This window comes from Agathobacter ruminis, assembly GCF_002735305.1.
GTDB lineage: Bacteria > Bacillota > Clostridia > Lachnospirales > Lachnospiraceae > Roseburia > Roseburia ruminis.
In genome coordinates this window covers 1-17,854 of record NZ_PDYG01000032.1, presented here as the reverse complement: position 1 = coordinate 17,854, position 17,854 = coordinate 1, and the positions used below count along the sequence as shown (strand labels likewise).

At 46.0% G+C, this 17,854-nt stretch carries 20 protein-coding genes and 1 other annotated feature; of the genes, 18 read left to right on the top strand and 2 right to left on the bottom strand.

The window, feature by feature from the left end; translation table 11 throughout:
• The first annotated feature begins 1 nt into the window (after window position 1).
• From CSX02_RS06655 to CSX02_RS06580, 15 genes are all read left to right on the top strand, one after another.
• Window positions 2-817 carry a phosphatidylserine decarboxylase gene (locus tag CSX02_RS06655; RefSeq protein WP_031544362.1) on the top strand — a complete coding sequence of 272 codons (816 nt, stop codon included), beginning with the start codon at window positions 2-4 and terminating at the stop codon, window positions 815-817.
• A gap of 37 nt (window positions 818-854) precedes the next feature.
• Entirely contained in the window at window positions 855-1,997 is a 1,143-nt protein-coding gene (locus CSX02_RS06650) for a GGDEF domain-containing protein (protein WP_099386085.1), read from the top strand.
• Between the two features lie 466 nt (window positions 1,998-2,463).
• Window positions 2,464-2,694, top strand: a complete 231-nt coding sequence (locus CSX02_RS06645; RefSeq protein ID WP_031544367.1) for an acyl carrier protein — start codon at window positions 2,464-2,466, stop codon at window positions 2,692-2,694.
• Window positions 2,695-2,710: 16 nt separating this feature from the next.
• A complete protein-coding gene (accB, locus tag CSX02_RS06640; protein ID WP_099386084.1) occupies window positions 2,711-3,178 on the top strand; it encodes an acetyl-CoA carboxylase biotin carboxyl carrier protein in 468 nt (155 codons plus the stop codon).
• Window positions 3,171-4,532 (top strand): acetyl-CoA carboxylase biotin carboxylase subunit, encoded by a 1,362-nt coding sequence (locus CSX02_RS06635; protein ID WP_099386083.1) that lies wholly within the window; start codon window positions 3,171-3,173, stop codon window positions 4,530-4,532. Before accB ends, CSX02_RS06635 begins: the two co-directional genes overlap by 8 nt.
• On the top strand, window positions 4,519-5,382 hold the full coding sequence (accD, locus tag CSX02_RS06630; RefSeq protein ID WP_099386082.1) for an acetyl-CoA carboxylase, carboxyltransferase subunit beta: 864 nt from the start codon (window positions 4,519-4,521) through the stop codon (window positions 5,380-5,382). Before CSX02_RS06635 ends, accD begins: the two co-directional genes overlap by 14 nt.
• Window positions 5,379-6,173 (top strand): acetyl-CoA carboxylase carboxyltransferase subunit alpha, encoded by a 795-nt coding sequence (locus CSX02_RS06625; RefSeq protein ID WP_031544375.1) that lies wholly within the window; start codon window positions 5,379-5,381, stop codon window positions 6,171-6,173. The genes accD and CSX02_RS06625 overlap by 4 nt, the downstream gene beginning before the upstream one ends.
• Window positions 6,174-6,202: 29 nt before the next feature.
• On the top strand, window positions 6,203-7,141 hold the full coding sequence (locus CSX02_RS06620) for a beta-ketoacyl-ACP synthase III (RefSeq protein WP_099386081.1): 939 nt from the start codon (window positions 6,203-6,205) through the stop codon (window positions 7,139-7,141).
• Window positions 7,142-7,159: 18 nt separating this feature from the next.
• Window positions 7,160-8,092, top strand: coding sequence for a nitronate monooxygenase (locus tag CSX02_RS06615; RefSeq protein ID WP_099386080.1), 933 nt, complete (start codon window positions 7,160-7,162; stop codon window positions 8,090-8,092).
• Complete coding sequence (fabD, locus tag CSX02_RS06610; protein WP_099386079.1) at window positions 8,089-9,048, top strand: ACP S-malonyltransferase; 960 nt, start codon at window positions 8,089-8,091, stop codon at window positions 9,046-9,048. The genes CSX02_RS06615 and fabD overlap by 4 nt, the downstream gene beginning before the upstream one ends.
• A complete protein-coding gene (gene fabG / locus CSX02_RS06605) occupies window positions 9,041-9,799 on the top strand; it encodes a 3-oxoacyl-[acyl-carrier-protein] reductase (RefSeq protein ID WP_099386078.1) in 759 nt (252 codons plus the stop codon). The genes fabD and fabG overlap by 8 nt, the downstream gene beginning before the upstream one ends.
• A gap of 24 nt (window positions 9,800-9,823) precedes the next feature.
• The gene (gene fabF / locus CSX02_RS06600) at window positions 9,824-11,074 is read left to right on the top strand and encodes a beta-ketoacyl-ACP synthase II (protein WP_099386077.1); all 1,251 of its coding nucleotides are present in this window, start codon (window positions 9,824-9,826) and stop codon (window positions 11,072-11,074) included.
• Complete coding sequence (gene fabZ / locus CSX02_RS06595; RefSeq protein ID WP_031544387.1) at window positions 11,074-11,508, top strand: 3-hydroxyacyl-ACP dehydratase FabZ; 435 nt, start codon at window positions 11,074-11,076, stop codon at window positions 11,506-11,508. Before fabF ends, fabZ begins: the two co-directional genes overlap by 1 nt.
• A gap of 47 nt (window positions 11,509-11,555) precedes the next feature.
• A complete protein-coding gene (locus CSX02_RS06590; protein ID WP_031544389.1) occupies window positions 11,556-12,017 on the top strand; it encodes a MarR family winged helix-turn-helix transcriptional regulator in 462 nt (153 codons plus the stop codon).
• A 51-nt stretch (window positions 12,018-12,068) separates the two neighbouring features.
• Window positions 12,069-12,269, top strand: a binding site (T-box leader).
• A 62-nt stretch (window positions 12,270-12,331) separates the two neighbouring features.
• Complete coding sequence (locus CSX02_RS06580) at window positions 12,332-14,212, top strand: threonine--tRNA ligase (RefSeq protein ID WP_031544391.1); 1,881 nt, start codon at window positions 12,332-12,334, stop codon at window positions 14,210-14,212.
• Window positions 14,213-14,214: 2 nt separating this feature from the next.
• On the opposite strand, the gene CSX02_RS06575 is transcribed toward CSX02_RS06580, so the two are convergent.
• Entirely contained in the window at window positions 14,215-15,069 is an 855-nt protein-coding gene (locus CSX02_RS06575) for an AraC family transcriptional regulator (RefSeq protein WP_189281396.1), read from the bottom strand.
• Window position 15,070: 1 nt separating this feature from the next.
• Window positions 15,071-15,202 (bottom strand): hypothetical protein, encoded by a 132-nt coding sequence (locus CSX02_RS13980; protein WP_272756386.1) that lies wholly within the window; start codon window positions 15,200-15,202, stop codon window positions 15,071-15,073.
• A 38-nt stretch (window positions 15,203-15,240) separates the two neighbouring features.
• On the opposite strand from CSX02_RS13980, the gene CSX02_RS13530 reads away from it, so the two are divergent.
• From CSX02_RS13530 to CSX02_RS06565, 3 genes are all read left to right on the top strand, one after another.
• Complete coding sequence (locus CSX02_RS13530; protein WP_189281394.1) at window positions 15,241-15,390, top strand: hypothetical protein; 150 nt, start codon at window positions 15,241-15,243, stop codon at window positions 15,388-15,390.
• A 13-nt stretch (window positions 15,391-15,403) separates the two neighbouring features.
• Window positions 15,404-16,213, top strand: a complete 810-nt coding sequence (locus CSX02_RS06570) for a hypothetical protein (RefSeq protein WP_099386073.1) — start codon at window positions 15,404-15,406, stop codon at window positions 16,211-16,213.
• 156 nt (window positions 16,214-16,369) lie between these two features.
• Window positions 16,370-17,692, top strand: a complete 1,323-nt coding sequence (locus CSX02_RS06565; protein ID WP_099386072.1) for an MATE family efflux transporter — start codon at window positions 16,370-16,372, stop codon at window positions 17,690-17,692.
• Window positions 17,693-17,854 lie beyond the last annotated feature (162 nt).

Here is a 17,854-nt window from a genome sequence, read left to right as displayed (position 1 = left end):
TATGGATACACTTCAGTTTTTGTATGGAACAAAAGTGGGACGCGTTCTGCTTCGTCCATTGATCAGTCGCCCGGTTTCGGTGATATCCGGATGGTTGCTGGATTCGCGTGCGTCCAGGGCCCTGATTCAGCCGTTTGTAAAGAGCAATGGAATCTGCACGGATGATTATGAACTTGATGGCATCAAATGCTTCAATGATTTTTTCTGCAGAAAAATCAAGAAAGAACTGCGTCCGATAGAAATGGACGATTCTGCTTTGATCGCACCGTGCGACGGATTACTGACGGTTCACAAAGTCTCAAAGGGCGATGTAATCGGGGTAAAGCAGAGCCGCTTTACGATTTCTTCACTTTTGCGCGACAAGGAACTTGCGAAGTCATTTGAGGATGGTTATTGCATGGTATTTCGTCTGTGCGTGAACCATTATCATCGCTATATTTATTTTGACTCCGGTCATAAATACAAAAATCGTAAAATCAACGGGGTATTTCATACGGTTCGCCCGGTTGCGCTGGAAAAATATCCTGTTTTTGTGGAAAACTCCCGCGAATATGCGGTAATTGATACAAAAAATTTCGGCCGTTGCGTGCAGATGGAAGTCGGCGCAATGCTGGTTGGACGCATTGCAAACGAATCGCAGGATTCATGCATGGTCAAAAGAGGTATGGAGAAAGGGCATTTCGAATATGGTGGCTCTACGATTATCGTATTGCTTCCGAAGGATGCCGTGCAACTGAATTCCGCTGTGAAAAATGCCATGCAACAGCATGTGGAATTGCCGGTTCAAATGGGAGAAGTACTTGGCTGTAGGAAATAAATATATACGAATCGTGGATTTTCAATGAGGGATTTTTATGATTACTTTGGACGGTTGGGTCGTTTTGAATTTCTTCACTGCGTTCCTGCTGATTTTACTTTTGATTTTTCAAAACAAGACATCAAGATTGAAAAGCGGTCGGAAGTATTGCTCAATTTTGATTATGACCCTGATTTTGATTTTCGCTGAGACAATAGGGCGGATTGGAGAAATGTATCCTGATCACTGGCTTTTTCTGGCGAGAATCGGATATTTGATTATATTTTTGTTTGATCCGGTTGATATTTTGTTTGCACTCAGTTATGTAGACTGCTGGATGGATGAGGAGAATCTTGCCGGAAGAAAACTGTTTCGAATCGCCTTTCAGGTATTTGCGGCAGCCAATATTCTGCTGGTGCTGATTTCGAGCATTTTCCATTTGAAGTGGTTCTTCTATTTCGAAGATATGAAATACTACCGTGGAAGCCTGTTTATGGGACGCGGTATCCTTTTGATGGTATTTATCATATTGCTTGTTGCATATGTATTTATTTTCCAAAAAAATATCATGAGCGAATACAAGACCATCATATTGTTTTTACCGATTTTTTCACTGATAGGGTCGGCAACGCAGATTTTTATCGCAGAGCTGGATGCCACATACGCGGGTATTTCTCTGGGATGTCTGATTTTGTTTTTCCTGTTCCAGAGTAAGGATGTCAATGTCGATTACTTGACCGGAGTATTAAATCGCCGTGGCCTGGATATCAAAATGCAGGACATGGTAAAAAACAGTACGCTGTATGGGCGTGACTTTACGGCAATCATGATGGATATTGATAATTTCAAGACGGTCAATGATTCCTTCGGACATGAAGCCGGCGACAAAGCCATCAAGGAAGTGGCCGAGATTCTGGTGAATACCTTTGGAGAGAACGCATATATCGGTCGCTTTGGAGGGGATGAGTTTTGTGTGATTTCAGATATCATCGACCGCAGTATCCTAAGTGAAAAGATACAATCGGTGCGTGATGCGGTTGCGCGCCTTCGCAGAAAGAACGGTTGGGCGGAACAATTTGACATCAGTTGCGGCTACGAGGTTTATCATCACGAGAATCTGGTTTCAGCCAAGCAATTCCAGGAACAGATTGACCGGCTGATGTATGTGGAAAAGCAGGAACATCATGGCCTGCAGGCTTAATTGAACAAGAATGACAGCGTTTTGCACTTTTGTGCAAAGCGCTTTTTTTTTACCCCTTTTTTTACCTTTGGGGACGGGGGTTAGCGGACAGTAGGGTGTCCCGAAACGATAGAAGGGTGTCCCTTCCGGCAATAAACCAAAAGACTCAAGTGTTGCAATGGGGCGGGCCGCTGTTTTTGAAAACGGTTTCCACGGTTTTGCAAAAAAACGGCAATTGATAAAATTTTATAGATAAAATAACAAAAATTTCAAAGGTGTCAGATCAAAAAAACGAATTTGTAACCGCTGATATTACTTAGAAAGATGGAAACGACCACTTAGGGACACCCTTCTTCACTTTAGGGACACCCTACTGTCCGCTAACCCCCGTCCCCAAAAAAGAGTTGACAGAGCACAATTGTTTACCTAAAATAGTTTAAGTAAAGAACAAAAGAGAAACCGTAATGGTAAAAAGGAGAAAAAAGCTATGTCATTTGAAAAGGTAAAGGAAATTATTGTAGATACGATTAGCTGTGATGAGGAAAAGATTACATTTGAGGCGAAGCTTCAGGATGATTTGGGCATCGATTCTCTGGATGCAATGGAGCTGAGCATGGCATTGGAGGAGAACTACAGCATTACCATCGATGAAGATGCATTGAAGGGATTTGTGACTGTAGGAAATATTGTAGAGTACATTGATAAGGCTGTTGCATAAAAGGGACTGAGACAATATGGAACTCAAAGAAGTATATGAACTTTGGGATCGCTTTGAACAATCAGCGGTGGCAGAGCTTGATCTGCAGATGCACGGTGTGGAACTGCATTTGAAAAAAGCATCGCAGTTGGCGGTGCAGGCAGAGGACATAGGATTAGCCCAGACTACGAGACCTGACACTGAGAGGGCGAATGTTGTGGGAACTGATACTGCGAGACCGGCTGCTGCGGAAAAAAAGGATGCGAATGCAGTAAAGGCACCACTGATTGGCGTCTTTTATCATGCGGCATCTCCGGATGCCGAGCCGTTTGTCAAAGAGGGACAACATGTGAAAAAAGGCGATGTCATTGGAATTATCGAAGCGATGAAAATGATGAACGAAGTTGTCTGCGACAGAGATGGAATTGTGACAAAGATTTGCGCGGGCAATGGGGAAGCGGTGGAATACAATGAGCCGCTGATAGAGGTGTCGTCAAATGTTTAAAAGAATCCTGATTGCAAACCGCGGTGAGATTGCACTTCGCATCGTGCGGTGTTGCAGAGAAATGGGAATCGAGAGTGTGGTGGCTTTTTCTACAGCAGATCGCGAGTCGCTTCCGGTGATGGAAGCGACAGACAGCATCTGCATCGGGCCGGCAGCGGCGAGTGAAAGCTATCTCAATCCGGAAATCATTGTACAGGCGGCAAAGCAAAAGCATTGTGATGCCATTCATCCGGGATATGGATTTTTGTCGGAGAATGCAGACTTTGCTGATCTGTGTGAGGAGAACGGAATCGTATTTATCGGCCCGTCGGGGGCGATTATCCGCCATATGGGTGACAAGCAGGCGGCCAGAAAACTGATGATGGAACATCAGGTGCCGGTTGTGCCGGGATCAAAGGAATTATTGGAAAATGCGGATCAGGCAGTGGCCATGGCAGAGCAAATCGGGTATCCGGTTATGTTAAAAGCCTCTGCGGGCGGCGGCGGAAAGGGAATGCGCCGTGCGTTTAACGAGGAGGAAGTCAGAAGCGCATTTGAGACAGCAAAAGCAGAAGCAAGAGCTGCCTTTGGAAATGATGATATGTATATGGAGAAGCTGATTGTGGATCCGCATCATATCGAATTTCAGATTCTGGCCGATTGCGAGGGAAATACCGTTTATCTCGGAGAACGTGATTGCTCCATCCAGAAAAACAATCAAAAATTATTGGAAGAGTCGCCATCTGCGGTACTGACTCCACAATTGCGCAAAGAGATGGGGGAGACCGCTGTTCGCGCAGCAAAAGCCGCAGGATATTACAGTGCCGGGACAGTGGAATTCATTCTGGATGCGTCCGGCGCATATTATTTTATAGAAATGAATACCAGAATTCAGGTAGAACACCCGGTGACAGAAGAAATTACCGGAATTGATTTGATTCGGGAACAAATACGAATTGCGCTGGGGATGAAACTTGGATTCACACAGGATGAAATCGGGATCGAAAAGCATGCAATCGAGTGTCGTATCAATGCACTGACACCGGGCACGATACAATTTGTGCATTTTCCGTCAGGATATGGTGTGAGAATCGAAAGTCATTTGTTCACCGGATATCAGGTGAGTCCGTATTATGATTCCATGATTGCAAAAGTGATCGTATCAGGAAGGACGCGCCTCGAGGCAATCCGCAGACTGCGCCGCGTGCTTGAGGAGATTGTAATAGACGGAATCAAAACAAATTATGATTTCATGTATTTACTGACCTATCATCCTGTTTTTTTGAAAGGGAATTATACAACCGGCTTCTGGGAGCAAAACCATGAGCAAATGGAGGACTGGTTGAAGGAAGGGATAAGAAGTGAAGCTGGATGAAATTTTTCATAAAAAGAAAAGCCGTCTTTCCACTTTAAAAAGCCGACGCATTGCGACCGGGGCAAATCATAAGCGGATTTTGGAATGCTCACAGTGTGCGGCGCAGGCCGAGCGGGAGGAGCTGGAGCAAAATCATTGGATTTGCAAAAACTGCGGTGCATATTTTGCGCTGGATGCGCAAACGCGAATCGAGATGGTATGTGATGAAGGCAGTTTTCATGAAATGAACAGGATGATGGCCACCGGCAATCCGCTTGCATTCCCGGATTATGAGAAAAAATTAAAGAACCTGAGAAAGAAAAACAAGACGATGGACGCATTTACCTGCGGGATTGCCAAGATAGAAGGGATTGCGGTTGCAATCGGCGTGCTCGACAGCCATTTTCTCATGGGAAGCATGGGTACTGCAGTCGGAGAAAAAATCGCACGACTCGCAGAGAAGGCAGGAAAGAAAAACCTGCCGCTTGTGATTTTCAGCGCAAGCGGAGGGGCCAGAATGCAGGAAGGCCTTTTTTCACTGATGCAAATGTCAAAGACGGCGGCTGCAATCCATCGATTTCGTGAAGATGGCGGGCTGTTTGTGTCATTCCTGACACATCCGACAACGGGCGGTGTCAGCGCAAGTTATGCAAGTCTGGGTGATATCATGCTGGCCGAGCCGGACGCACTGATCGGTTTCGCGGGACCGCGTGTGATTGAACAGACGATAGGACGCAAATTGCCGGAAGGATTTCAACGCGCAGAATTCTTGCTGGAGCACGGAATGATTGACGATATCGTCAAGCGTGAAGAAATACGCACCTATCTGGGCCGCATTCTGAAAATGTACCGAAAAGGGAAACAATCATGAGTACAAAAACAATTTTGTCTCCATATGAAACCGTGCAGGAGGCAAGAAATCCAAAACGAAACGGGATTGCCGAGTATATTGGCGAACTGTTTGACGACTTTGTGGAGCTGCACGGAGACCGCCTGTTTCGCGATGATCCGTCGCTTGTCGGAGGAATGGCAAGCTTTCATGGGAAAACGGTCATGGTAATCGGGCATCGAAAGGGAAAAAATACAAAAGAAAATATTGAATACAATTTTGGAATGACCTCGCCGGAAGGATACCGAAAAGGAATCCGCCTCATGAAAATGGCGGAAAAATTCGGCTGGCCGGTTATCACATTTGTGGATACGCCCGGGGCATATCCGGGACTTGAGGCGGAAAGCAACGGGCAGAGCAATGCCATTGCACAGAGCATCGCATGCATGAGCGCACTTAAAGTGCCGGTCATCTCTATTATTACCGGAGAAGGCAACAGCGGTGGCGCGCTGGCAATCGCAACAGCAGACTGCGTCTGGATGCTCGAACATGCGATTTATGCAATCTTGTCGCCGGAAGGGTTCGCCTCAATTATGTGGAAAGACGCATCAAGGGCGCCGGAGGCCTGTGAGATTATGAAAATCACGGCCAAAGAATTAAAGGAGTTTGGATTGATTGATGATATCATACCTGAGGGGGACAAAGGAATGAAACAACTCGATGCGATGATTGGAAAAGCGCTCAAACGACTTGAAAAAAATACACCGGAGCAGCTGGCACTGAATCGTTATGAGAAATTCCGCAATCTGGATGGCAGATGTTGGAGCCTGTAAGGCGGTAAAAGATAAGGAAGCATAGAAAAATGGAAATAATAGCAACAGGGACTGCGTTCCCGAAGCGTCGTGTGACCAATGATGATCTGACAAAAATTATGGATACCAGTGATGAATGGATCCGGACAAGAACCGGCATCGCAAGCCGCAACTATTGTGAGGAAGAAACCTGTGCGTCTCTTGCGATTGAAGCGGCAAGAAAAGCAGTAAAAGAAGCCGGAATTGACAAAAATGATATCGGAGCTGTTGTGGTGGCGACCACCACGGCGGATTATCTGTTCCCGTCGACGGCATGTCTGATTCAGCAGGGATTGGAACTGCCGGAAGAAGTAATGGTATTTGATCTGAATGCCGGATGCACAGGATTTTTGATGGGGCTGGGCGTGGCAAATGGACTGCTTGCAACAATCCGTCAGAAGTATGTGCTTTTGGTGGGGAGCGAACAACTGTCCAAAATATTGGATTTTGATGACAGAGGCACCTGCATTCTCTTCGGAGACGGCGCTGGCGCAGCGATTCTCGGCAGGTCAGAGGGACGCTTTTATCAGAGAAGCTGGGCAAAAGGCGACAGCGTGGTGCTGCATTGTCCAAGCGTCGGGAATAAACCGAAATGTGAGAAAACATCGCTCTTTATGAAAGGCAATGAAGTATTCCGTTTTGCGGTAAAGGTATTGGAAGACGGAATCCGCAAGGTCATGGACGATCTCGCAATTACAATGGAGGATGTCGATTATGTCATCTGCCATCAGGCAAACGGTCGAATCATCGATCATGTGCGCAAGAAATTCAAAGGATTTGAAAACAAATTCTTTATCAATATTGAAAATCATGGGAACACATCGGCAGCCAGCATTCCGGTTGCGATACATGAAATGCAGCAACAGGGCAAATTGCCTAAGGGCAGCCGCGTTATCTTCGTCGGATTCGGGGCAGGGCTTTCCTGGAGCAGTGCATATATGGAGGTATAGGAAAGGAGTATATAGACAATGAAATTAAATGAATGGCTTGGAATACGCTTTCCGTTTATCCAGGGAGGCATGGCAAATATTGCAACGGGAGAATTTGCGGCAGCAGTCAGCAATGCCGGCGGACTCGGACTGATCGGTTCCGGTGGAATGAATGCCGAAATGCTGCGTGAGCATATCAAAATATGTAAATCAAAAACAGATAAACCGTTTGGTGTCAATCTGATGCTGATGAATCCGGAGGTGGATCGCATGGCACAGATTATTGCGGAGGAAGGCGTCAAGATTGTGACAACGGGAGCCGGAGATCCGGCAAAATATATTCCAATGTGGAAAGAACATGGCATGATTGTCATCCCGGTTGTCGCTGCACCAATCCTGGCAATGAAAATGGAACGCTGCGGAGCAGATGCGGTCATTGCAGAAGGCACGGAAAGTGGTGGACATGTCGGAGAGATGACAACGATGGCACTCGTGCCGCAGGTCGTGGACGTGGTTTCCATCCCGGTCATTGCGGCAGGCGGAATCGCTGACGGTCGCCAGCTTGCGGCTGCATATGCACTCGGAGCAATCGGCGTGCAGGTTGGAACCTGCCTGCTTGCATCAGAAGAATGCCCGATTCATGAGGCATATAAAGATGCGGTTGTGAAAGCAAAAGGAAGCGATACCATTGTGACCGGTCGAATCGCGGGAACTCCTGTGCGCGTGCTCAAAAATCAGATGGCGCGCGAATATGTAAAAAAAGAACGGGAAGGCGCCGACAAGATGGAACTCGAGCAATTTACACTCGGATCCCTCAGAAGAGCGGTTTATGACGGAGATACCAAAACCGGGTCTCTGATGGCAGGACAGGTAGCCGGACAGCTTCACGAAATTCGCACGATCGAAGAAATCTTTGTTGCGATGGAAAACGAATGTCAACAGGTATTGAAACAGCTGGGAGGATGTGCATGAAAACAGCATTTTTGTATGCCGGACAGGGTAGTCAGACAGTAGGCATGGGAAAGGACTTTTATGACAATTATGGGAGTTTTCGCAGCTTCATTGATTCCTGTGATGTGGCAAATCCGGATTTGCATCTGAAAGAAAAAATGTTTGAAGGCCCGATGGAGGAACTCTCCAAAACGCAAAACACACAGGCCTGTATGGCAGCTTTTGCGGCTGCAACCACACAGCTGCTGTATGAAAACGGGATTCGTCCGGATGTCACCTGCGGGCTGAGTCTGGGCGAATATGGTGCATTATATGCGGCGAATGTCTTTTCTGCCGAAGAGTATGTCAGACTGACCGCATTCCGCGGACGCGTGATGGCGGAAGCGGCAAACGGGATAGCATGTGCAATGAGCGCAATCATCGGAACACAGGCCGAAGTGGTGGAGCGTGTTTGCAGAGAATATACAGGACCGGGATATGTAACCGCAACCAATTACAATTGTCCGGGACAATATGTCATTTGCGGAGATGAAGAAGCTGTCACAAATGCAGAAGCATTGTTAAAGGAAAACGGTGCCAGACGCGTGGTCAGAATCGCCGTCAGCGGACCGTTCCATACCAAATTCATGGCTCCGGCAGGAGAACAGTTGCGGGAATATTTTGCCAAAATGGCATTTGCGAAACCGCAGATTCCGCTTTTGCTGAATGTAACCGGAGATTACTATAATGAAGCGGATGATTTGAAAGAGATTCTGGTTCAGCAGGTGCAAAGTGCAGTACGCATGGAAGCGCAGATCCGCAAAATGTTAGAGACCGGAGTGGAGCGATTCATCGAAATCGGACCGGGAAGCGTGCTGGGCGGATTTGTCAAAAAGACCGCGCGTGCAATGGGAATGCAGGTTGATATTTACAGCATCGACACAATGGAAGATTTTGTGGAAATGCTGGATGAGATAGCAGGAGAGAACAATGAATAATCAGGAAAAAACCCAATTGAAAAAGGTGGCACTGATTACGGGCGGAAGCCGTGGAATCGGACGCGCCATCTGTCTGCGTCTGGCGCAGGACGGATATGATATCGTATTCAATTATCGTTCGGACGAGCAGGCGGCACAGGAGACAAAGCAGGCTTGCGAAGCATATGGTGTGTCTGTATGTGCGGTCTCATGTGATGTGAGTGATTCAGCAGCCTGTGATGCATTGATTCAAAAAGCATTGGAATTCGGTGGCAGAATTGATGTGCTGGTCAACAATGCCGGAATTACACGCGACAATCTGCTGATGAAGCTGACAGACGAAGACCTTGACCGTGTGCTCGAGGTAAACCTCAAAGGACCGTTTTATATGATGCGGGCAATTGCCCGTCAGATGCTGCGCCAAAAAGCAGGCCATATCATCAATATGAGTTCGGTGGTCGGAATCATCGGAAATGCCGGACAGGTAAATTATGCTGCAAGCAAAGCGGCAGTCATCGGAATGACGAAATCGCTTGCCAGAGAACTGGCATCGCGCAAGATTTGTGTCAATGCAGTGGCGCCGGGAATGATCGCAACGGATATGACAGCTGTGCTGTCTGAAGAAGCACAGGAAGGAATTTTGTCACAGATTCCGTTCCGACAGATGGGACAACCGGAGGATGTTGCCAACATGGTAGCTTTTCTTGCGGGAGAACAAAGTGGATATATTACAGGTCAGGTCTTTGCCGTAGATGGGGGCATGAGCTGTTAAAAAATCATAAAAAAGGTGGATAGAATGAACAACGAAAAGAGACGCGTGGTTGTAACCGGACTCGGTGCCATTACGCCTGTCGGCAATGACGTGCCGACCATGTGGCAGAACCTTTTGGACGGGGTGTGCGGAGTTGCAGAAATCACACAGTATGATACGACAGATTGTAAAGTAAAACTGGCTGCAGAAGTCAAAGACTGGGATCCGCAGACCGCAGTGGACAAATCCGCATTGCGTAAGCTGGATCGATTTACGGTTCTGGCGCTTGGCGCAGCAAAAGAAGCAATGGAAGACAGCGGACTGAATCTGGAGCAGGAAGACAAATCGCGCTGTGGAGTAATCTTCTCAAGCGGAATCGGCGGACTCGGAACCATTCAAAAAGAATGCGAAAGAGGTCTGGCAAAGGGATTTGACCGTATTTCCCCGCATTTTGTTCCGATGTCGATTACGAATATGGCGGCCGGACATATTGCAATCACCTATGGCTTGCATGGCATGTGCAGCTGTGTGGTAACAGCATGTGCAGGAGGAACCAATGCAGTCGGTGATGCATTTCGCCAGGTCAGAGACGGATATCAGGATGTCGTCGTATGCGGTGGCGCAGAGAGCTGTATCACCCCGTTTGGAATCGGCGGATTTACTGCGATGCATGCGCTTTGCACATCGGATGATCCAAAACGCGCGTCGATTCCGTTTGACAAAGAACGAAGCGGATTTGTGATGGGTGAGGGTGCCGGAGTTCTGGTATTGGAAGAATATGAACATGCCAAAGCGCGTGGTGCCAAAATATATGCGGAAGTATACGGATATGGTGCAACCTGTGATGCAAATCATGTGACGGCACCGCTTGAAGACGGACGCGAAGCAGCCAATGCGATGCGCATGGCAATGGAAGATGCCGGACTGCAGCCGGAGCAGCTGGATTATATCAATGCACATGGCACCTCGACTTCACTGAATGACAAAGGCGAGACAAAGGCCATCAGAAGTGCGCTGCAGGAAGCGGCAGATCATGTCATGGTCAGCTCAACCAAATCCATGACCGGACATTTGCTCGGGGCAAGCGGCGCTGTCGAAGCGATTATCAGCTGTCTGACTACAAAATATGACTGCGTGCCACCGACCATCGGATACTGCGTGCCGGATGAAGAATGTGATCTGGATATCGTGCCAAATGAAATGAGAAGAGCAACGGTCAATTATGCAATGTCCAATTCACTCGGATTCGGTGGACATAACGCATCTGTGATTGTGGGAAAGGAGCAAATGGCATAATGGAATTAAATTCAAATCAGATTCAGGAGATTCTGCCGCATCGTTATCCGTTTTTGCTGGTGGATCGAATCCTTGATTTTGAACCGGGAAAAATGGCAATTGGCAGAAAATGTGTCTCTGCAAACGAAATGCAATTCATGGGACATTTCCCGCAAAAGCATGTCATGCCGGGGGTTTTGATTATCGAAGCGCTGGCGCAAACCGGAGCGGTGGCAATTTTGTCAAAGGAAGAAAATAAAGGAAAAATCGCATTGTTCGGTGGGATCCGCAATGCGAAATTCAAGAGACAGGTTGTGCCCGGTGATGTTCTGGAACTGCGCTGTGAAATCGTTGCTGAGAAAGGCCCAATCGGGATTGGAAAAGCACAGGCAACCGTTGACGGAGAAATTGCAGTTGTTGCCGAATTGACATTTGCAATAGAGACTAAAAATTGATAATATACTTGTAACAGAAAAATCATCAGAAATATATGGAGACGATTATGAAGTTACAGGACGCATTTGTAAAAGTTTATTCTAATTTTAAACTGCATTTCTACAAAAAGGTATTTGAGAAACTGGAAGATCGCGAGACATCTCTTACCACAGTAGAGACATTTTGTATGGAGATCATTTACGCGCTCGGCAGACCAACCGTGGCACAGTTCTCGGAAGTGGCGAATCTGTCATCTCCGAATGCTGCATACAAAATCAATAATCTGGTAAAGAAAAATTATCTGCGCAGAGTACAATCTACGACAGACCGACGTGAATTTTATCTGGAAGTGACAGACAAGTATCTCAACTATTACAATATCAGTCAGCAGTATGTCAACCAGGTAATGCAGCGTATGCAGGAGCGTTTTACAGAAGAAGAGCTTGCAACGTTGCAAAAGATTCTTACCGTTATGGATGAGGAACTGATGCCGGAAGTGCAATTAAAGACAAAAAAGCAAGAAAAGTAAGTTCTTGCACTATGCCTGAAATTGTGGTAAGGTATGGGAAGTAAATAATGCAAGAAATCGTTGATGAGGACAGTAGCAATTGAAATGCCCCAGAGAGAAGCCGGCTGGTGCGAGGCTTTGGCAGGAAAATCTGTGAAGACCACCTCGGAGAGATCCTTAATCGGATCCGTTGGTCTCGTTACGACCATAGAGTGGTTATCTGCTTGTAAGCAGATGGCAATTTGGGTGGAACCGCGAATCATCGTCCCAATTCATTATGCATGCATAATGGATTGGGATTTTTTACATTAAACAGTGATAGAAGGAGAGTAGACATGGAAAGAGAAGAATTTTTAGGACTGTATCGCCATTCCATGGCACATGTACTGGCAAAAGCCGTAATCGAATTGTACGGCAAGGAAACCATGTACGGAATCGGACCTCAGATTGAAGACGGAGCATATTATGACTTTGTGCTTCCGGAGGGAAAGACCATTACCGAGGCTGATTACAAGACCATTGAAGATAAGATGAAAGAAATCATCAAGCGCCGCGAGGACTGGACACGCAAGGAAGTGACCAAGGAAGAAGCGCGTGAGATTTTTAAAAACAACAAATTCAAACTGGAATTGATTGATGAAATGCCGGAAGACGAAGTCATGACCGTTTATTATACCGGTGAAGATTATGTGGATCTGTGCCGCGGACCTCATGTATCCAACTCTCAGGAACTGATGAGCGTATGCTATAAAGTACATTCCTGCTCAAGTGCATACTGGAGAGGCGATGCAAAGCGCGACCATATGCAGAGAGTTTATTTCTATGCATATCCGGACAAGGTTCAGCTGAAAGAGCATATCAAGATGATTGAAGAAGCACGCGAGCGTGACCACAAGAAACTTGGTGCGCAGCTCGAACTCTTCCATTTTGATGAGACAGCACCGGGTATGCCATACTGGGAGCCAAGAGGATGGCAGATGTATCAGTCACTGTTGACCTATTCCCGCAATTTGCAGAGAGCACACGGATATACAGAGATTTCGGCTCCGTTAATCAACAACAAAAAGCTTTGGCTGATCAGCGGCCACTGGGCTCATTACTTAAACAATATGTTTATTGTACCGGGTATCGATGGATATGCTCCGGCAGATATGAATATTGCAGATTTGAATGAGACATTGGACGAGGACAGTGAACAGGTAACGGCAGAACTCGCAAAAGACACTCCGGTATATAACCGTGAAGCCGTGGATACGATGGCAGCAAAACCGATGAACTGCCCGAATGCCATGATGATGTTCAAGCGCAAGACTCGTTCGTACAAGGATTTGCCAATCCGCTACAGCGAATATGATGTGCTTCACCGCAAGGAGAAGTCCGGACAGATGAACGGTCTCTTCCGTGTACAGGAATTCCGTCAGGATGATGACCATACCTTCGTAATGGAATCTCAGATTAAGGAAGAAATTGCAGATATCATTTCGATTGCGGATGAAATTTATAAGACCTTCGGTGTAACTTATCGCGCAGAATTCTCTACCAGACCGGATGATTACATGGGTGATCTTGAAGTTTGGAATCGTGCGGAAGCAGCATTAAAAGAGATCCTCGACGAGAAATATGGCGAAGATGGATATGAAATCAATGAAGGAGATGGTGCGTTCTACGGACCAAAGATTGACCTTCAGATTAAGGATGCACTTGGAAGAGAATGGCAGTGCGGTACGATCCAGCTCGACTTCCAGTTGCCACACAACTTTGGATTGACCTACACCAATCCGGAAGGAAACCTTGAGATGCCGGTAGTTATCCACCGTGCAATCTATGGTTCACTGGAGCGTTTCATCGGTATCATCATTGAGAACTTCAATGGTAACTTCCCGTTCTGGCTTTGCCCATATCAGGTGGCAGTTGTGCCGATTACACCGGAGAACAATGATTACGCAAAGAAGGTGGCAGATACACTTGAGGCTGCTGGAATTCGTGTGGAAGCAGATTATACCGACAAAAACATGCGAAGCAAGATTAAGAAATTCAAGCCTTATCGTGATCCGTATATTCTTGTACTTGGTGCAAAAGAAGCGGAAGAAAATACCGTATCCATCAATGTACGCGGATCCAATAAGCAGATTCAGAATGTGCCATTGGATCGCTTCGTAGAAATCTGCAAGCAGATGAACAAAGAGCATACACTTGAACTGGTACAGGAAATGTAAAATCAGTCTGTTGGATTCTTTCGATAGCGCAGCGGAGAGGTTCCGACCACTTTGTGAAAGCGACGAACAAAATAACTGACATCACTAAAACCGGCCTGCAATGCCACCTCGGTAATTGCAAGGTCGGTTTTTTTGAGCAAATGCTTGGCCTGTGTCAGACGCAGATGCTCCAGATACTGACTGATGGTCAGGTGGAACGATTCTTTGAAATAGCGCGAAATGTATTTCTCCGAAAGATGTAATTCGGTTGCCAGATCGCTCAATCGAACAGCGCCCATATAATGCTGTTGCAGATAACTGACCAGATTTTTGCCCAGGCTGCTCTTGCCGGCCGAAGAAATAGAAGTTTTTCGCATGGAATCATCTGTGAGAGAACAAAATAGTAACAGAAGCAGGATGCGCACCTGAAACTGTTTGTCATTGCCTTGATATGCGACGGAAAGTTTGCGCAAAATCTCGCAGAGCCCGATTTTGTCAAGCTGACCGGAGAGTGTATTGCTCAGCTTACGCGTTCCGTTTCTGAGCGGACCAAAGAATCCGGTTTCCAAATCATCGCTGCTTTGAAATGAAATCAATTCCAATGGGAATACGAATGTGTGATAATCTGCATTGCCGTCGGTTGAGCCCATGAAGTGTAGCTCTCCCGGGTTTACAAAAAAGATATCATTTCCGGTTGATTCATATTCCGTACCGTCAATCATCGCACGGAAATTCCCTTTTTCCACATAGATGACTTCAAATTCATCATGCCAGTGGACCGGCAACTGATAAGGATGCCCAATGTTATAAATATGATAATCGATGAAAGGGAATTCTTTGGTGCCGTGAACCTTATTTTCTTTCAATTCAATATACATGTTACTTCTCCGATTTACGCATATAATCAGTGATATCACTATCATATATACGGGAGCGGAAGAAGTCAATCTGCACAAGATATTTTACGCTATCCTCATTGACATTAAACAAATGCTTAGGTACAATTGCCATAGTATTTTTTGTAAATATTTAATATTTAGGAGGATGAAATGAAAAAAGTATTTGCGTTAGCATTGTCTGGGGCTACTTTGCTACATACAATGTGTGGAACTAATTCTGTAAATGAAACTTACGGAGACGCTGCACGTGTTTCTTATGTATGTTCAGATTTTTTGACCGGAATAACGGTTTTGAAATAAAGGGGGTATGGGTATGAAACGCAGATTAATTTATTGTGGATTGTTGGTTATATTAATTGGAATTGGAAGCGTTATTTTGTGGAGTAACAACCACACAAAAGCGCAGAATCAGATGGATCACTCGTCAGAAGACGAACAAATTGATGTTGCCAAAGCGGTAGAGCAGGCCATTTACGGAACGGAACAGGAAGAAGAGCTGGATGGGATTGTTGTATCAAGTTGGGATGGCATGGCACCAAAATATAGTCTTGGGACATGTGATGAGATAGCAGATGCCAGCGTGAATATTGATGAACGGCATACTTTTTTCTATACGAACGAGGAATTCCAAAAGTTATTTGCTGATAATAAGGATTATTTAAAAACGAGTAATTTTTATTTCGAGTGGGATGAACGGGAAGCCAAATGGTTCTATCATGATAACAATTATTATGTTGTCTATAAGAATGACGATGATGAGTATATCGCTAGAAATTTGTGCACACGATATGACTATAATGGCAACAGATGCACTTTACCTACTCCGTTTTATATCAGTTTAGAGAAAGATGTTGTAGAAGCATATGAAAATGGAGAATTTCCTAATAGTATTGAAGAGACTGTATTTGGGAAATGTACATTTGAGGAAGCAAAAGAATATTATGCAAGATTGGACGATAGTCTTTATGAAATAGATGAAGCGAATAAGACTATCTCAGTTGCTGCATATGATCCGAAATTGCATGATAAAATCTATAATTGTGTAAGATTTGATTACAAGAATCGCAAAATCTTTGGAAAAGACAAAGATGGAAATGAGATTCAAATCTATCCAAGTAAATAGAAAGGAAACCGGTCTACAGTAAGTAGACCGGTTTTTTATTGCACAGATAGAAATAGTTCAATTTTCGGGAGAGCAATTGCAAGTTTTTTGGAAACTGAAGCGGTATAATTCATATACCAAAAAACAAGATTGATTAGAAAAGAGTATGGTGAAGAAATGAGTATGCAACGAAAATCATTGGTACAACTGTTTGTGCCGATTTTTATTGAAACATTGTTTTATATGTTATCCGGAATGGTAGATACGCTAATGTTGTCGTCCCTGAATGACCAGGCTGTAGGAGCAGTCGGCACTGCGAATACCTATATTGCCATGTTTATCCTGATGTTTTCCGTAGTATCGAGCGGTATGATGGCGGTTATGACACAGTATATTGGCGCAAAACGGCCGGGCGTCGCCTATCAGGCGCGCAATCTCGGACTGATTTTTAATTTGATATTGGGTGGAGTATTATCTGCATTTCTGCTCCTGTTTTCCACACAGATTCTGCATGTGATTGGTGTGTCCGCAGCACTGGAAGCGCCGGCATCCATCTATATTCGAATTGTCGGAGGCGGCTGCTTCCTGAATGCAATCCTGCCGATTTTTGCCGGATATCTGCGTGCGTTTGGATACTCGCGTCATCCTCTGTATGCAACCATTGTCGGCAATTTGATGAATTTAGGATTAAACGCGTTGTTCCTGTTTGTATTCCACTGGGGTGTTGCAGGTGTGGCATCTGCTACGGTTATCTCCAAGCTCGTGAATGTGGGAATCCTGGTTTTCTTTGCGACGACATTAATCCGCACAAAAGAGCTGACAGAGCGTGAAAATTCTCGGTTAATCTTTGGTCAGATTATCAAAATCGGATTGCCGTCCGCTATGGAAACCTTTATCTACAATGTGTCCATGACATTTGCAATTCGTTATCTCAATCAGATGGATGCAGATGGATTCTATGTATCAGCGCGTGCATATACCACACAGATTGCGAACTTTTCCTACGCGGCCGGCGCAGCACTTGCGGGTGCAAATGGAATTCTGACCGGATGGCGTGTTGGTGCGGGAGAATACGAAGAGTGCAAAATCAAAACGCACAAAGCGTGGCGCATCGGAATCGTAGTCGCTGTCGTTCTCAGCTGTCTGATTGCGCTTGCGTCTCCGTTGATTATTCCGCTCTTTACAGACAATCCTGAGATGGTGCACATGGTTACCCGTCTCCTCTGGATTGATGTCGCCCTCGAAGTCGGCCGTGTCACCAACCTGATTTACGGCAATGCACTCAAGACCTGCGGCGATGCTGTCTTTCCTGTCATCCTCGGCATCGTATTCATGTTTCTGTGCACCGTCGTCGGAGGCTGGATCCTTGGCATTCACCTGGGTTACATGGTCATCGGATGCTACATCGCAATGGCTGCCGACGAGTGCTTCCGCGGCGTCGGTATGCTCCTTCGCTGGCAGTCCGACCGCTGGCAAAACAAGGGCTTCATTGTACATTAACGAATCCGCCCTGAGGCCCCCCTTCGGGCCTCCCCACGTTCTCTTCCCCCGGCCCTGTTCTCGTTTCAATCTGGGTCTTCTCCTCTGACGCCCCTTGCCAGTCGGTCAGGACACACGGCGTCCGAAAGCAAGATTCTCTGCAAAGCCGCGCACCGCTTCTTT